The organism is Providencia sp. PROV269 (genome assembly GCF_028477785.1).
GTDB lineage: Bacteria > Pseudomonadota > Gammaproteobacteria > Enterobacterales > Enterobacteriaceae > Providencia > Providencia rettgeri.
The window spans coordinates 69,452-85,544 of the sequence record NZ_JAMPLV010000021.1 but is presented as its reverse complement, the minus strand read 5'-3'; the positions used below and the strand labels follow the sequence as shown (position 1 = coordinate 85,544).

Genomic DNA, 16,093 nt, shown 5'->3' with positions numbered 1-16,093 from the left:
TTCCCACACAAAATGTTTGGAGACATTTAGCCCGAACAGTGAGAAGGATCACGATTTAAACATTTTGTATAAATGTGCTTATCTTATTTGACAATGATTCAACATTTATCTTACATATAGGTCTGGCAGAATTATCTTAACGGTGCTGTTTACCCTTCATCGGAAAAGAAAAAACGTGAATGTTGCAATGTTAAATACTCTTCAATTTGAACTATGATGGGTATTAATAACAAAAGTTATGAAAGTTGTTCCTCTTACCACAAATAATGATATTGTAGGGAAAACAACAAAAAGAACATAACATCTACACACTCATAAACAACCTAATTACATTGTCGTCGGTCTCAGATTTCAGGTTTTATGTGATAGCGAGCTGATTTCCAAAGCATACCGGTAGAACAATGCACGAAGACACAGTATAACGCTGAGCTTCTGGGTTGTTGGGTGTCGATTATCAAGCGCTAAGGAGACCGTAATGGCTGATAACAAAGCTAAGCTAACGACTGGTAGTAAGGGTGATATTGACCTAGATATTTTAAGCCCAACGATTGGTCAAGACGTTATCGATGTCCGAACTTTAGGTTCTAAAGGGTTCTTTACCTACGACCCTGGTTTTACTTCTACTGCATCCTGTGAATCAAAAATCACCTATATCGATGGTGATCAAGGCATTCTGTTGCACCGTGGTTTCCCTATCGATCAACTCGCCACTGAAGCCTCTTATCTCGAAGTTTGTTATATCCTGCTATACGGTGAAGCACCGACTCAAGAACAATATGACGTATTTAAAAATACGGTGACTCGCCATACAATGATCCATGAGCAAATTACACGCATGCTTAATGGTTTCCGCCGTGACTCACACCCGATGGCCGTTTTATGTGGTGTCACGGGGGCATTAGCCGCGTTCTATCACGATGCGTTGGATGTTAACAACCCACGTCACCGTGAAATTACGGCTTATCGCCTGCTGTCAAAAATGCCAACAGTTGCAGCGATGTGTTACAAATATTCAATTGGCCAACCTTTTGTTTATCCACGTAATGACCTGTCATACGCGGGTAATTTCTTGCACATGATGTTCTCTACACCCTGTGAAGAATACACGGTTAATCCTGTTTTAGAGCGCGCAATGGATCGTATTTTGATTCTGCACGCTGACCACGAGCAAAACGCCTCAACATCTACAGTTCGTACTGCGGGTTCATCTGGTGCAAACCCATTTGCTTGTATCGCAGCGGGTATTGCATCACTGTGGGGGCCTGCTCATGGTGGTGCTAACGAAGCTTGCTTGCGTATGTTGGAAGAAATCCAAACCGTCGAGCACATCCCAGCATTTATCGAGCGCGCTAAAGACAAAAATGACTCTTTCCGCTTAATGGGCTTCGGCCACCGTGTTTATAAAAACCATGACCCACGTGCAACAGTAATGCGTGAAACTTGCCATGAAGTTCTAAACGAACTTGGCCTGAATGACAGTTTGCTAGAAGTCGCAATGGAGCTGGAACGTATCGCATTAAACGACCCGTACTTCATTGAGAAAAAACTGTACCCGAACGTTGACTTCTATTCAGGTATCATCTTGAAAGCAATGGGTATTCCTTCTTCAATGTTTACTGTTATTTTTGCCATTGCACGTACTATTGGCTGGATTGCACATTGGAATGAAATGCACGATGACGGCTTGAAAATTGCTCGCCCTCGTCAGTTGTACACGGGTTATGATAAACGTGAATTCAACTCAGAATTAGCAAAAAAATAATATTTAATTAAATCTACCCCTACACATGCTAAGGCCTCGAATTTTCGGGGCTTTTTTCATTTTTGTTTACCGAAGTTGTTTAACTTACTGTTGTTGATATTCCCTTGGTGTCATCCCACTCATTTTACGGAAAAAACTAATAAATGCGCTATCGCTTGTTAGACCAAGTTCTTGAGTAATATAGTGATAGGGTTTTTCTTGTGCGAGTAATTCAATCGCTTTAATGTAACGCCATTGTTGACGCCATGCTTGATAATTCATTCCTGTTTCTTTAAAAAAAATCCGGGTAATCGTCTTCTCACTCGCCCCAACAGTTTGTGCTAATTGGTTTAAATTTGGAGGTAATTGTTCGATATCAACACCTTTAAAACGCCTATCTTGCGGTAATGGTAGCAGTGTTGGCTCTAAAGTTGCACTTTGTAACTCATCGATAAATACGGGCAATAAATTAGCTAAATTCCCTTGTTGCCAATCACTATCAAATGGCGCAATCGCAATACGTTCAAGTACTTCTCTCAATAAGGATGAAATGCTTAATATCATCACTTCATTCCCTATTCTGTCAGCGTATTCTTGCGCTAAATAAACCGAACGGTAACCCACTGATGCCCGCATTTGAGCCCGATGAAGAACAAATGGTGGGATCCAAGCCACTCTTCCCGGAGGAAGTAAAGACAAACGATTTTCCAGTGAAATTCGTATACATCCTTGTTGTGTAAAAAGAAGTTGTCCCATTTCATGTTTATGAAAGCCAGAGTCATGCTGCCCCATTTTTGCTGCAATTCCCAATACTGGCGAGCGGTACCAGTGAGTTTGAAATTCATCTGTTTGATTTAGCCAAGCCATAATGTCTCTTTTTTGATATTTATAGTCTTTATTATTGTAATAAGACAATAAAAATAACACTAAACTGCCTGCCATTGAATCGTTGTATCTAATTAGACCCTTTATTTTTAGTAGATTGGCAGGAAAAAAAGTATGAAACACCCTCTTTCATTATGGCTTGCTGTTGCCTTGATGATGTTTCCACAAATTGTGGAGACCATATACAGCCCCGCACTCACTGATATCGCTAGTGCTTTCTCAGTAAATGCGGAACAAGCTTCACAAACGCTGTCGCTTTATTTCTTTGCTTTTGCATTAGGCGTGGTGTTTTGGGGGCGTATGTGTGACACCTTAGGGCGCCGCCCGACGATTCTGGCGGGTTTATTGATATATGGTATTGCGTCTATTGGCGCGTTATTTGTCACACATTTTTATTTATTATTACTAATGAGAATGTTGTCAGCCTTTGGCGCTGCCGTAGGTTCAATTGGTACACAAACCGCCATGCGCGATAGCTACCAAGGCCATGAATTAGCAAAAGTTTTCTCTATTATGGGCGTTGCTTTGGCTATCAGCCCTGCTTTAGGGATGTTATCTGGTGCTGGACTCGTTAATTTTGGCGGTTACCGAACCGTTTTTATCGGCTTAGCGATTTTAGCTGTGGTGCTTTTTCTCTGGTCAATCTGTCGTTTACCCGAGACTAAGCCTAAAACCGTGACTCATATCTCATTTATTAAGACATTTTTACGCATGATCGCAGATAAAGAAATTGTTAGAAATGTGATCTTGATAGCATTTTTCAACATTAATTTATTTAGCTATTATCAGCTGGCACCATTCAGTTTTGAACAATTAATGCTCACTCAACAACAGTTTGGATTAACTGGGATTTTATTAGCACTTGGAGTCGGTTTAGGTTCGATATCAAATCGCTATTTATTGGCTAAAAAACACACATCTGAACAACTTGTTAAGCTTGCCAGCCTCATTTCATTGGTGAGTGGTTGTTTAGTTTTTGTGCTAATGGATTCAATTTGGTTTGTTTTACCCGTTATTGGCATTGTTATTGGTTATGGAATTGCGATCCCGAACATACTTGCCCATGCATTAAACCGTTATGGTGAACAAAAAGGCACCGCCGGCGCCATTTTAGGGTTATTTTACTACATCGGGCTCGCCATTGGTTTGATGGTTGCAGGTTGGAGCCAGCACTTAGGTTTAGTGTTAACTATTTCAAGTGCAGTATTAGTTTTCGCATCGTTAAAATACCGAACCCAATAGCTATTTTTATTTTCAATAGATTATCAATTTTCTAAGTATTTCGAATCACCGCTAGGCGGCAAAAGAGTGAAGCCCTAGGAACATACACAAGTATGTGACTAGGGTTCGTGAATGCAGCCAACAACGCTTTGATGTAAAAGGCGGCAAAAATTTAATTCTCTAAATAGTTCGAGTTGTGGCTAGGCGGCGAATAAGGGTATCTTGGGGAGCATACAAAAGTATGTGACCCAAGTAGCCGAGTGAAGCCAACACAGCCACAGTTCGAAATATGACGAGAATTTAGGCAGGGTTATCGATATCGATAAACTCCGCATCTAACCCATGTTCATCTACAAGCCACTTAGTCAGCGCTTTAATCCCATAACGTTCCGTTGCGTGATGCCCTGCACTGTAGAAATGGATCCCCATTTCCCTTGCTATATGAATGGTTTGTTCAGAAACTTCCCCTGTTACAAAGGCATCTACACCAAATTCAGCCGCTTGTAGGATGAAGCCTTGCCCTCCCCCTGTACACCATGCGATTTGACGAATTTCTTCTTTTGCATTATCACCACAATGTAAGACTTTACGACCAAGGCGAGTTTCTAAACGAGACGTTAACTCTGAAGGAGTAATCGGTTGATCAAAAAAACCAAATGGCATTAATGGGTCGATTTGGCCATTTACCTGCACCCCCATAATATAAGCAAGTTGTGTATTATTGCCTAATTGATGATGTGCATCTAATGGAAGGTGATAACCATACAGGTTGATATCATTCGCTAATAATGTTTTTAAGCGATTTCTCTTCATTCCTTTGATAATGGCGGGCTCATTTTTCCAAAAATAGCCATGATGAACAATGATAGCATCGGCTTTCTTTTCAACGGCAACATCCAATAATGCTTGGCAAGCTGTCACACCGGTGATGATTTTATGTACATGTGGTCGCCCTTCAACTTGCAATCCATTCGGTGCAAAATCTTGGAACTCACTAACTTTCAATTCGTCATTAATGATTTCTTCTAATCTTAAGTTATGCATTATGTTGTCCTTTTTACTGCACAGCTAAACGGTTTATCCACCAGTTTGAACGTAATTGACTGATAATCAATAAGCATAAACGGAAACATGATTTTCTTCTGTGTTATTTGAAGTATATAGAATAAAAATAGGCGGGATTAAAAACAAAACCCCCACAATTCAATATTGCAGGGGTTATTACTCACCATTAAGCACTAAATTAACGATGGCCTTCTAGGGTTGTTTCTGAACGTTCTAGCCAAACAGGTTTATCACTGGTTTTTGCCCAAACCTTATGTAAATGACTATAAAACTTTGCTCTTTTTGGATAAAAAACCATAACCGGAAACGCAATAATGCCAGCTGTTACAGCAGCAGTGCGGCGTGCAAGTACCTGATTACGGGAATATTCGCGATATGTGGACATCGGTATCCTCCTTCAGTTGCCACTTTATTTGTCGATTCCAGCTTTGCTCTATCATTCCCCATTAACACACATTTCCCATTAACACAGTAGTAAAGAGCGACTAAAACCGGACAGATAATATGAAATATATTGACTGTAGATAGGATATCGCAAATTGTGTAATAAAACTACTCATCTGACCACTTAATCTGTAAATTTTTCTAAAAAATCTGCTCATTCCGTATTTTTATTACATTTTTTAACCAATCAATGTTTTAATTATACATTTAAATCACAATAATTTAACAAACAAGGCCGTACGCCGCTTTCTCTATTAAGCTCTCTATTTTTGCTAAATAAACAGCCATTTTTATACTTTTTTTACACCCTACCCGTGCTTTTTATCAGCTTCTTTACAGCGAACTCTTTAGCCTTATCACATGGAAATAATAAGGAGAAAATACTGTGTCATTACTTTCCATTATTGGGGCAGTTCTCGTTGTTTTACTGCTGACGTATCTGATTTATGCCCTGCTTAACGCGGAGGATTTCTGATATGACTACCACCACATTGCTATTTTTAGGTAGTTTTTTACTGTTCTTATTCATCTTAGCAAAGCCTTTAGGCAATGCTATTGCTCGGTTAATCGACAATGATATACCTCATCGGTTAGCAAGCAGTGAGTCCTTACTTTGGCGTTTAACCGGAGTCAAACAGCCAGGAAGAGACATGGCTGAGATGAATTGGAAACAATATGCCTTAGCGATTGTATTATTTAATCTTTTAGGTTTTATTTTATTATTCGTTATCTTAATCTGCCAAGGCCGTTTGCCCCTTAACCCTCAACACTTTGAAGGGATGAGCTGGGATTTATCCTTTAATACCGCCGTTAGTTTCATTACTAATACTAACTGGCAAGCTTATAGCGGCGAAAATACATTAAGTTATTTGAGCCAAATGGCCGGGTTGACGGTACAAAACTTCCTTTCCGCAGCGACAGGTATTGCCGTTGCTTTCGCAATTATTCGCGCTTTTTCACACCATGGTAGTAAAACTGTCGGTAATGCGTGGTTAGATATTTACCGAATTACGGTGTATTTACTCTTTCCTTTAGCGATTATTTTTGCATTATTTTTTGTCAGCCAAGGGGTTATTCAAAATTATTCCAGTTATTTACTTATTCACCCTTTAGATAACAGTGAACAACTATTGCCGATGGGGCCAGTAGCTTCCCAAGAAGCGATAAAATTGCTCGGCACCAATGGTGGCGGCTTCTTTGGCGCTAACTCATCACATCCTTTTGAAAACCCAACCGCACTGAGTAATTTTGTGCAAATGTTTGCTATTTTCCTGATCCCTACTGCACTTTGCTTTGCTTTTGGTCGTGCAGTTGGTAACAACAAACAAGGCCATACTTTACTCTGGGTTATGGGGATCATTTTTGTGGTTGCCGCCATCGTTGTGGTTAAGGCTGAATATGTGGGAAACCCATTTTTAACCGAACTACATGCCACTAGCTCTGCCAATATGGAAGGAAAAGAGAGCCGCTTTGGGATTGTTGGTTCTGCTTTGTTTGCTGTCGTTACCACTGCCGCATCTTGCGGAGCAGTTAACGCCATGCATGACTCCTTTACCGCAATGGGCGGAATGGTACCGATGTGGTTAATGCAAATTGGTGAAGTGGTCTTTGGTGGCGTTGGTTCCGGCTTATACGGTATGTTGCTGTTTGTGCTACTCGCTGTCTTCCTTGCTGGACTTATGATTGGTCGTACGCCTGAATACCTCGGTAAAAAAATCGAAGTTCGAGAAATGAAAATGGTGGCACTGGCGATTTTAGTCACCCCAACCTTAGTGCTACTTGGTACCACTCTTTCATTAATAACCGAAGCGGGCCGTGCAGGAATTTTAAACCCTGGAGCGCATGGGTTTAGTGAAGTGTTATACGCCTTTTCTTCTGCGGCTAATAATAACGGTAGCGCTTTTGCTGGGCTCAGCGCTAACACTCCGTTTTACAATGTGCTACTTGCCATTACGATGTTTATAGGCCGCTTTGGTGTCATTCTTCCTGTCTTGGCTATCGCAGGTTCCATGGCCAATAAGAAACCCCAAGCCAAAAGCCATGCCACATTGCCGACAACTGGCCCATTATTTATTGGCTTACTGGTTTTCACCGTACTTCTCATTGGCGCACTGACCTTTGTACCCGCTCTTGCATTAGGCCCTATCGCTGAGCAATTACACATTGGTTTTGCCGGATAATGAGGAAAAAAAAATGAAAAACAAACAAACTAAATTATTCAATAATCAATTAATTAAACAATCCATTATTGAATCTATCAAAAAATGTACACCACAAGCACAATGGCGTAACCCAGTCATGTTTGTAGTTTTTATTGGCAGTATTATCACCACGTTACTCTGGTTAGCGATGGTAACGGGTTACACACAAGGCAGTGCTTGGTTCAGCGGAATGATTACCCTTTGGCTGTGGTTCACGGTTATTTTTGCCAACTTTGCAGAAGCGCTTGCTGAAGGGCGAAGTAAAGCACAAGCTCAAAGCTTAAAAGGCGTAAAGCAACAAAGTAGCGCAACGCGGCTAGCGTCTGCCTCATTGGAGGCGAACCAAGATATTGTGAGTTCAGATCAGTTACGTAAAGGCGATATTGTGTTGATCCGTGCCGGAGAAACCATTCCTTGCGATGGCGAAGTCATCGAAGGTGGTGCTTCCGTGGATGAAAGTGCCATCACGGGGGAATCCGCTCCCGTGATCCGCGAATCTGGTGGTGATTTCTCTTCAGTGACAGGCGGAACTCGCGTACTTTCCGATTGGCTGATAGTCGAGTGTACCGTCAATCCCGGTGAAACCTTCTTAGATAGAATGATTTCCATGGTTGAAGGCGCACAACGCCGTAAAACCCCCAATGAAATCGCGCTCACTATTTTATTAACTGCACTGACTATTATCTTTGTGTTAGTTTGTGCCACCTTGTACCCATTCACCGTTTTTGCCGCAGAGCATGCAGGCGCAGGCAGTGCCGTTTCTATTTTAGTGTTAATAGCGTTATTAGTGTGCTTAATTCCAACAACCATCGGTGGCTTACTTTCATCTATTGGTGTGGCAGGGATGAGCCGCATGCTAGGAGCAAATGTAATTGCCACCAGCGGCCGTGCTGTAGAGGCAGCAGGTGATGTCGACGTTCTATTACTTGATAAAACGGGGACCATTACACTGGGAAACCGCCAAGCCTCTGAATTTTTACCGCTAACAGGTATTACAGAGCAGCAACTGGCGGATGCCGCACAACTATCGTCTTTAGCGGATGAAACTCCAGAAGGACGCAGTATTGTGGTCTTGGCAAAACAAAAATTTAATTTACGTGAAAGAGATATTCATGCCCTGAATGCAACTTTTGTTCCTTTCTCCGCAATGACACGTATGAGTGGTGTCAATATTGGCGAGCGAATGATCCGCAAGGGCTCTGCGGATGCCATCCGCCGTTATATCGAAGCCAATCACAGTAAATTTCCTGTCGAAGCGGATCAACTGGTCGAAAAAGTGGCCCATTTAGGCGGAACGCCACTTGTGGTGGTTGATAATAAAACGGTTTTAGGTGTCGTAGCATTAAAAGATATCGTCAAAGGGGGCATGAAAGAACGCTTCGCCCAAATGCGTAGTATGGGCATCAAAACGGTGATGATCACCGGAGATAACCATTTAACAGCAGCCGCAATTGCAGCCGAAGCAGGCGTCGATGATTTTCTTGCAGAAGCGACACCAGAAGCCAAACTGGCGTTGATCCGCCAATATCAATCTGAGGGTCGCTTAGTTGCTATGACCGGTGACGGCACCAACGATGCGCCAGCACTCGCGCAAGCGGATGTCGCAGTCGCAATGAACTCAGGTACCCAAGCCGCAAAAGAAGCCGGTAACATGGTGGATTTAGACTCCAACCCAACCAAACTGATTGAAGTGGTGCATATTGGTAAACAAATGCTAATGACCCGTGGCTCATTAACCACCTTCAGTATTGCTAATGATATTGCTAAATATTTTGCCATTATCCCTGCCGCTTTTGCCGTAACATGGCCACAGTTAAATGCGTTAAATATTATGCAATTACATTCACCCGCATCCGCTATCCTTTCTGCCGTTATCTTCAACGCATTGATTATTATCTTCTTGATCCCCCTCGCCATTAAAGGGGTCAACTATCGCCCAATGAGCTCTCAATCATTATTGCAACGTAATTTAGGCATATATGGCTTAGGCGGGTTAATTGTGCCATTTGTTGGGATCAAACTGATTGATCTGCTTATTAGTCTCTTTGGAATATAAGGAATTGATTATGAATATGATCCGTTCGTCGATGATTATGTTATTTATACTCACCATTTTTACAGGTATTGCTTACCCATTAATGGTGACTGGCCTCGCTAATATTTTTTTTCCCTGGCAGGCTCACGGTTCTTTACTCACACAAGATGAGCGCATTGTTGGTTCTGCCTTAATCGGGCAAAATGTGGGTAATATTCGCTATTTTCACGGTCGCCCCTCAGCAACTGTCGATATCCCCTACAATACCTTAGCTTCTGGTGGAAGTAATTTGGCTGTCAGTAACCCATTATTACAACAAACGATGGCAGAGCGTAGCGAACAACTGCGCGCAGAGAACCCCGATGCAGGTAATGCCATCCCAGTAGATTTACTCACGTCTTCCGCCAGTGGCTTAGACCCCAATATTTCTATTGATGCAGCGTTATACCAAGCTCCACGTATTGCAAAAAGCAGGCAAATTCCATTAGATACAGTAAAATCATTGATAGAAACGCATACTGAACAGGCATTGTTGCCCTTTTTAGGTGAACCCGTCATTAATGTGCTAAAACTGAACTTAGCACTTGATGAATATCAACAACAAATAAACAGTCAAACTCACTAGGGGCTGTGATGGACAATCAAGAACCTATTCGCCCTAACCCTGATGAACTCTTGGTCAAAGCCAATGAAATTGGGCGTGGCAAATTAAAGATTTTTTTCGGTGCCTGTGCTGGTGTTGGAAAAACGTATGCCATGCTGCAAGAAGCACAGAGACTCAGAGCTCAAGGGCTAGATGTGCTGATTGGCGTAGTAGAAACCCATGAAAGAGAAGAAACGGCCGCGCTACTTGACGGCCTTTCTCTGTTGCCACCTAGGCGCATAACTCATCACGGTCGCCGCCTAAATGGTTTCGATATTGACGCAGCAATTGCTAGGCATCCAGCCATAATTTTAATGGATGAATTAGCATTTAGTAACCCCCATGGCAGCCGCCACCCTAAACGTTGGCAAGATGTCGAAGAACTCCTTGATGCCGGAATTGACGTACTGACAACCATCAACGTTCAACACATTGAAAGCCTGAATGACATCGTGGGAAGTATTACAGGTATTCGCGTACGTGAAACAGTTCCAGATCATATTTTTGATGCAGCTGATGAGGTGGTATTAGTTGATCTTCCTCCTGACGACCTACGACAACGCCTTAAAGAAGGCAAAGTGTATATACCGGGGCAAGCCGAACGCGCTATTGAGCATTTTTTCCGCAAAGGAAACTTAATTGCACTGCGTGAGCTGGCTCTTCGGCGTACTGCTGACCGGGTTGATGACCAGATGCGTGAATTTCGTGATGGTAAAGGCCAAGCCCCCGTATGGCACACTCGCGATGGGCTCTTGCTATGCATTGGCCATAATACCGGAAATGAAAAATTAGTCCGTACTGCCGCACGACTTGCTGCAAAATTCGGTAGTGTCTGGCATGCTGTTTATGTTGAAACTCCCTCACTTCATCAGCTACCTGAAACCCAGCGTAGAGCTATCTTAAAAGCGTTGCGTCTTGCTCAAGACTTAGGTGCAGAAACAGCAACTTTATCCGACCCTTCGGAAGAAAAAGCGATATTACGTTATGCCCGAGAACATAATTTAGGGAAGATATTGATTGGTCGGCGTAATAAAGTAAACAAATGGTTTAAGCTCAATTTACGTCCCGGTTTTGCCGATCGTCTTGGTAAGCTCGGCCCTGATCTGGATTTAGTGATCGTCGCACTTGAAGAGAAAAGTGAGTGGGACAAAGAACCAGAAAGAAAGCCGTTCTCTGAAAAATGGCGATCGGATATGAATGGCTATTTAATGGCTATTGTGATGTGTGCTGCTATCACCTTATTTTCGCGCACCTTTTTATTGGCCCTCGATAAAGCCAACCTCGTGACACTCTATCTATTAGGTGTCGTGTTAATCGCATTATTTTATGGCCGACGCCCCTCTGTCTTCGCCGCTCTGGTCAACGTGATCAGTTTTGACCTGTTCTTTGTTCAACCCCATTTCTCCCTTGCTATCATGGATATGCAATATTTAGTCACGTTTACAGTGATGCTAATTGTGGGGGTTGTTGTGGGGAATTTAACTGCAGGTATGCGCTACCAAGCTCGTATCGCTCGGTATCGAGAGCAGCGAACACGTCACCTATATGAAATGACAAAAGAATTAGGACAAGCTATCACGACTGATGATATTGGGAGAACTGGGTACCATTTCCTTAATAATGCATTTCAAGCCAAAAGCTGCTTACTGCTCCCCGATGAAAACGACCAGTTATCACCATTAAAATGTGAAGGCCACAGTGAAATGCTGATTGATAAAGCCATTGCTAAATGGTGTTTTGATAAGCGGCAACCCGCCGGTGCTGGTACGGATACACTACCAAGCGTTCCCTATCAATTGCAACCTATCACCACTGCCGATCAAACCCTTGCCGTTCTTGCCATTGAACCAAGAAACATGCGCCAGTTATTGATCCCAGAACAGCAACGCATGCTGCAAACCTTTACAGGACTGATTGCGAGTGCTTTTGCACGTCTGCAGCTGACAAAACAAGCTGAATCAGCCAAATTAGATATTGAACGAGAACAACTAAGAAACTCCTTACTTGCCGCACTGTCTCATGACCTAAAAACACCGCTCACCGTTTTATTCGGCCAAACCGAAATCTTAATGTTGAATTTGTCTGCGGAAAAATCACCACTAACAGAACAAGTGAACCAAATGCGCCAGCAAGTACTTAGCACTTCGCGCTTGGTGAATAATTTACTGGATATGGCTCGCTTACAATCTGGCAGTATTCAGCCCAATTTAGCGTGGGAATCACTGCAAGAAATTACCAGTAGTGCTGTTAGAACCTTAGATTACACCTTACACAGCCATCCTTTAGAAATTGATATTCCAGCAGACTTACTACTTTATTGTGATGCTAACTTGATTGAACGGGTGCTAATCAACCTATTAGAAAATGCCGTAAAATACAGTCATGACGATACCCCGATTGGTATTCGAGCTACAGTTGAAGGGCAAAAAATTCATATTGAAATATGGGATGCCAGCAATGCGATTCCAAACGGACAAGAAAAAACCATTTTTGATAAATTTTCTCGGGCGCAAAAAGAGTCCGCAATTCCAGGAGTTGGCTTAGGGCTCGCCATTTGTCGTGCTATTATTCAGTTACATGAAGGCGAAATTTGGGCGCAAAATAATAATAAAGGTGGAGCGAGTTTCCATTTTGTCTTACCTTTAAAGCAACTACCTGATATCGAAGTAGAAACATAAAAGGATTAACAATATTGTGAGTACTAGCCATCAAATTCTGGTTGTTGAAGATGAAAAAGAAATCCGCCGCTTTGTTCGTTTAGCGCTGGAAGGTGAAGGCTGGAAGGTATTTGAGGCGGAAAATTACCAACGCGGCCTCATTGAATCCGGTACGCGACAACCTGATTTGTTAATTTTAGACCTTGGCTTACCCGATGGTGATGGGCTTGATTTAATTCGTGATCTACGTCAGTGGAGTAGTATTCCGATTATTGTTTTATCCGCTCGTGAAGAAGAATCACAAAAAGTGGCAGCATTGGATGCAGGTGCTGATGATTACCTCACAAAACCCTTCGGAATTAGTGAGTTACTGGCTCGAGTTAGAGTGGCTTTACGGCGCTTCGGCAAAGCCACTCAAGAAAACTCAAAATGCCAGTTTGGGGATATTACCATCGACTTTATTAATCGTGTCGTGACCAAACAAAATGAAGAACTTCATCTAACCCCGATTGAATTTCGTTTACTCAGTGAACTCGTGGCTAACAGCGGTAAAGTATTAACTCAGAGGCACTTATTACTGCAAGTCTGGGGGCCTAATTATGTGGAACATAATCATTACTTACGCATCTACATGGGCCATCTACGGCAAAAATTAGAAAATGACCCAGCACGCCCTATTCACTTATTAACCGAAACAGGAATTGGTTATCGGTTTATGCCTTAACAGATGACCATTTATTGAATTCTAGGAATCTTACCGATAGTTTAAATTAAAAGACTGCTTATAATTTACTCACCTTTTTTCTATGGAGAGAAATTCGTGCAATCACTCACAGCCCAACTATCAAACCGTTTTTCATCTGCTTTAGTCCTTTTTTTAAGTGTTTTTGTGACTACTCAAGCTCTTGCGTTAAGCCCTGAAGAAAAAATGCGTACTGAATCATTATTAGCTGAGCTTGGTAAACAACAAAACCTTACTTTTACACGTAATGGCACTGAATATTCTGCCGCTGACGCAGAATCTCATTTGCGATTAAAACTGCGTAAAACAGAAAAACGTCTCAAAACTGTAGAACAATTTATTGATAACGTAGCTTCAAAATCGTCCATTACTGGCGAAGAGTATCAAGTTAAAGATGCGCAAGGTAATGTGACTTCCGCGAATGAATATCTGCATGAATTATTAAAAGAAAAAGTGGATAGCAAATCCAAATAGGTTCTTCAGATTTTGTAGGCTTTGTAGATTACTATAAAAAACGCTGACATTTATTTGTCAGCGTTTTTTGTGCTAATACTCGATCTGGCCCCTAAATAATTTGTACCACAGGTAGGCGGCAAATTAAGTTATCCCGTGAGCATACATAAGTATGTGACTCGAGTAACTTAATGAAGCCAACACCCCTGTGGTGCAAAGTATGACGGGGACATCAAATTAAGAATTTTCGAGTTTCGCCCAAGTATCACGCAACCCCACAGTCCGGTTAAAGACTAAATGTTCTGCACTACTTAACTTGTTATCCGCACAGAAATAGCCTTCGCGTTCAAACTGATACGCTTTTTCTGCCACGGCATTTTTCAGGCTCGGCTCAACAAAACCTTGACGAATAACCAGTGAATCTGGATTGATAACCGATAAGAAATCGTCTTCTGCACCTGGGTTTGGCACAGTGAATAAACGGTCATACAGACGAATTTCTGCAGGTAATGCGTGAGCGACACTTACCCAATGAATAACGCCTTTCACTTTACGGCCATCTGCTGGGTCTTTATTTAATGTGCCTGCATCATAAGTACAGTAGATGGTTGTGATGTTACCATCTGCGTCTTTTTCAACACGCTCTGCTTTAATAATGTATGCATTACGCAAACGAACTTCTTTGCCTAATACTAAACGCTTATATTGGCGGTTCGCTTCCTCACGGAAATCTGCACGGTCGATATAAATTTCATTGCTAAATGGCACTTGGCGCGTTCCCATCTCCGGTTTATTTGGATGGTTTGGCGCTGTTAAAATCTCTTCACCCGCTGGCATGTTTTCAATCACTACACGAACTGGGTCAATAACCGCCATAGCACGTGGTGCTGACTCATTCAGATCATCACGAATACAGGACTCTAAAGAGGCCATTTCAACGTTGTTGTCTTGTTTTGTCACACCAATACGTTGGCAAAATTCACGGATAGAGGCTGCAGTATAACCACGACGGCGTAAGCCTGATATGGTTAACATACGAGGGTCATCCCAACCATGCACGTGTTTTTCAGTGACTAATTGGTTTAATTTACGCTTAGACATCACCGTGTATTCCAAATTCAGACGAGAAAACTCGTACTGACGTGGATGGCAATCAATGGTGATATTGTCTAATACCCAATCATATAAACGACGGTTGTCTTGGAATTCTAAGGTACATAAAGAGTGTGTAATACCTTCTAATGCATCAGAAATACAATGCGTGAAGTCATACATTGGGTAAATGCACCATTTATTGCCAGATTGGTGATGTTCCGCAAATTTAATGCGATATAAAACCGGGTCGCGCATCACCATAAATGGGGATGCCATATCGATTTTCGCACGTAAACACGCTTTTCCTTCTTCGAAGCCACCCGCACGCATTTTTTCGAATAATGCTAAGTTATCTTCAATAAGGCGCTCACGGTATGGGCTATTTTTACCCGGCTCTTTCAATGTTCCACGATATTCGCGAATTTGATCTGGGCTGAGCTCGTCAACGTAAGCTAAGCCTTTTTTGATCAGCTCAATTGCATATTGATACAAGGTATCAAAGTAGTCAGAGGAATAGCGAACATTACCGCTCCACTCAAAACCAAGCCATTTAACGTCTTCTTGAATCGAGTTAACGTATTCGACATCTTCTTTTACAGGGTTGGTATCATCAAAACGTAAATTACATTGGCCTTGATAATCCTTGGCAATGCCAAAATTCAAGCAGATTGATTTCGCATGACCAATATGTAAATAGCCATTCGGTTCAGGTGGAAAACGCGTATGCACTGACGTGTGTTTTCCGGTCGCCAGATCTTCATCTATGATCTGACGGATAAAATTTGTTGGGCGAGCATCTGCCTCATTCATTGTCATCATTCCTCAATGCCAAAAGCGCGCTAAAAGCGTGTAGTAACTAAATATATTCTACCATAATCAATCAGGAAACAACCGTTTGATTGCGCCAAGTG

The 16,093-nt window shown here is 42.1% G+C and carries 13 protein-coding genes; 9 read left to right on the top strand and 4 right to left on the bottom strand.

Going from position 1 to position 16,093, the window contains the following annotated elements; all coding sequences use genetic code 11:
• The first annotated feature begins 475 nt into the window (after positions 1-475).
• Positions 476-1,762 carry a citrate synthase gene (locus PR683_RS19545; protein WP_004909058.1) on the top strand — a complete coding sequence of 429 codons (1,287 nt, stop codon included), beginning with the start codon at positions 476-478 and terminating at the stop codon, positions 1,760-1,762.
• An 84-nt stretch (positions 1,763-1,846) separates the two neighbouring features.
• Here the strand turns inward: PR683_RS19545 and PR683_RS19540 are convergent, their stop codons facing one another.
• Complete coding sequence (locus tag PR683_RS19540) at positions 1,847-2,608, bottom strand: AraC family transcriptional regulator (RefSeq protein WP_117162219.1); 762 nt, start codon at positions 2,606-2,608, stop codon at positions 1,847-1,849.
• A 132-nt stretch (positions 2,609-2,740) separates the two neighbouring features.
• Here PR683_RS19540 and PR683_RS19535 point away from each other — a divergent pair, with 132 nt between their 5' ends.
• The gene (locus tag PR683_RS19535; RefSeq protein ID WP_109912829.1) at positions 2,741-3,868 is read left to right on the top strand and encodes a multidrug effflux MFS transporter; all 1,128 of its coding nucleotides are present in this window, start codon (positions 2,741-2,743) and stop codon (positions 3,866-3,868) included.
• Positions 3,869-4,147: 279 nt separating this feature from the next.
• Here the strand turns inward: PR683_RS19535 and PR683_RS19530 are convergent, their stop codons facing one another.
• Positions 4,148-4,891 (bottom strand): type 2 GTP cyclohydrolase I, encoded by a 744-nt coding sequence (locus tag PR683_RS19530; protein ID WP_004909053.1) that lies wholly within the window; start codon positions 4,889-4,891, stop codon positions 4,148-4,150.
• A gap of 199 nt (positions 4,892-5,090) precedes the next feature.
• On the bottom strand, positions 5,091-5,297 hold the full coding sequence (locus PR683_RS19525; protein ID WP_004909050.1) for a YbfA family protein: 207 nt from the start codon (positions 5,295-5,297) through the stop codon (positions 5,091-5,093).
• Between the two features lie 444 nt (positions 5,298-5,741).
• Between PR683_RS19525 and kdpF the strand changes: the two genes are divergently transcribed.
• The 7 genes from kdpF to PR683_RS19495 all read left to right on the top strand — a co-directional run bounded on the left by kdpF (position 5,742) and on the right by PR683_RS19495 (position 14,108).
• Positions 5,742-5,831: a K(+)-transporting ATPase subunit F gene (gene kdpF / locus PR683_RS20455; RefSeq protein ID WP_071524535.1), complete on the top strand. Its 90-nt coding sequence runs from the start codon at positions 5,742-5,744 to the stop codon at positions 5,829-5,831.
• A 1-nt stretch (position 5,832) separates the two neighbouring features.
• Entirely contained in the window at positions 5,833-7,536 is a 1,704-nt protein-coding gene (gene kdpA, locus PR683_RS19520; RefSeq protein ID WP_222959882.1) for a potassium-transporting ATPase subunit KdpA, read from the top strand.
• A 13-nt stretch (positions 7,537-7,549) separates the two neighbouring features.
• A complete protein-coding gene (kdpB, locus tag PR683_RS19515) occupies positions 7,550-9,613 on the top strand; it encodes a potassium-transporting ATPase subunit KdpB (protein WP_109912832.1) in 2,064 nt (687 codons plus the stop codon).
• Between the two features lie 10 nt (positions 9,614-9,623).
• Complete coding sequence (kdpC, locus tag PR683_RS19510) at positions 9,624-10,217, top strand: potassium-transporting ATPase subunit KdpC (RefSeq protein WP_109912833.1); 594 nt, start codon at positions 9,624-9,626, stop codon at positions 10,215-10,217.
• A gap of 8 nt (positions 10,218-10,225) precedes the next feature.
• Complete coding sequence (kdpD, locus tag PR683_RS19505) at positions 10,226-12,913, top strand: two-component system sensor histidine kinase KdpD (RefSeq protein WP_198641775.1); 2,688 nt, start codon at positions 10,226-10,228, stop codon at positions 12,911-12,913.
• Positions 12,914-12,929: 16 nt separating this feature from the next.
• Entirely contained in the window at positions 12,930-13,616 is a 687-nt protein-coding gene (gene kdpE, locus PR683_RS19500; protein ID WP_004909034.1) for a two-component system response regulator KdpE, read from the top strand.
• A gap of 96 nt (positions 13,617-13,712) precedes the next feature.
• Positions 13,713-14,108: a DUF5329 family protein gene (locus PR683_RS19495; protein WP_109912835.1), complete on the top strand. Its 396-nt coding sequence runs from the start codon at positions 13,713-13,715 to the stop codon at positions 14,106-14,108.
• Positions 14,109-14,324: 216 nt separating this feature from the next.
• On the opposite strand, the gene glnS is transcribed toward PR683_RS19495, so the two are convergent.
• Entirely contained in the window at positions 14,325-15,992 is a 1,668-nt protein-coding gene (gene glnS / locus PR683_RS19490) for a glutamine--tRNA ligase (RefSeq protein WP_004909016.1), read from the bottom strand.
• Positions 15,993-16,093: the final 101 nt, after the last annotated feature.

Bases quoted from the DNA above. Each gene is read 5' to 3' on its own strand.
- PR683_RS19545 (WP_004909058.1), top strand. From the start codon at position 476: ATGGCTGATAACAAAGCTAAGCTAACGACTGGTAGTAAGGGTGATATT.
- PR683_RS19540 (WP_117162219.1), bottom strand. From the start codon at position 2,608: ATGGCTTGGCTAAATCAAACAGATGAATTTCAAACTCACTGGTACCGC.
- PR683_RS19535 (WP_109912829.1), top strand. From the start codon at position 2,741: ATGAAACACCCTCTTTCATTATGGCTTGCTGTTGCCTTGATGATGTTT.
- PR683_RS19530 (WP_004909053.1), bottom strand. From the start codon at position 4,891: ATGCATAACTTAAGATTAGAAGAAATCATTAATGACGAATTGAAAGTT.
- PR683_RS19525 (WP_004909050.1), bottom strand. From the start codon at position 5,297: ATGTCCACATATCGCGAATATTCCCGTAATCAGGTACTTGCACGCCGC.
- kdpA (WP_222959882.1), top strand. From the start codon at position 5,833: ATGACTACCACCACATTGCTATTTTTAGGTAGTTTTTTACTGTTCTTA.
- kdpB (WP_109912832.1), top strand. From the start codon at position 7,550: ATGAAAAACAAACAAACTAAATTATTCAATAATCAATTAATTAAACAA.
- kdpC (WP_109912833.1), top strand. From the start codon at position 9,624: ATGAATATGATCCGTTCGTCGATGATTATGTTATTTATACTCACCATT.
- kdpD (WP_198641775.1), top strand. From the start codon at position 10,226: ATGGACAATCAAGAACCTATTCGCCCTAACCCTGATGAACTCTTGGTC.
- glnS (WP_004909016.1), bottom strand. From the start codon at position 15,992: ATGAATGAGGCAGATGCTCGCCCAACAAATTTTATCCGTCAGATCATA.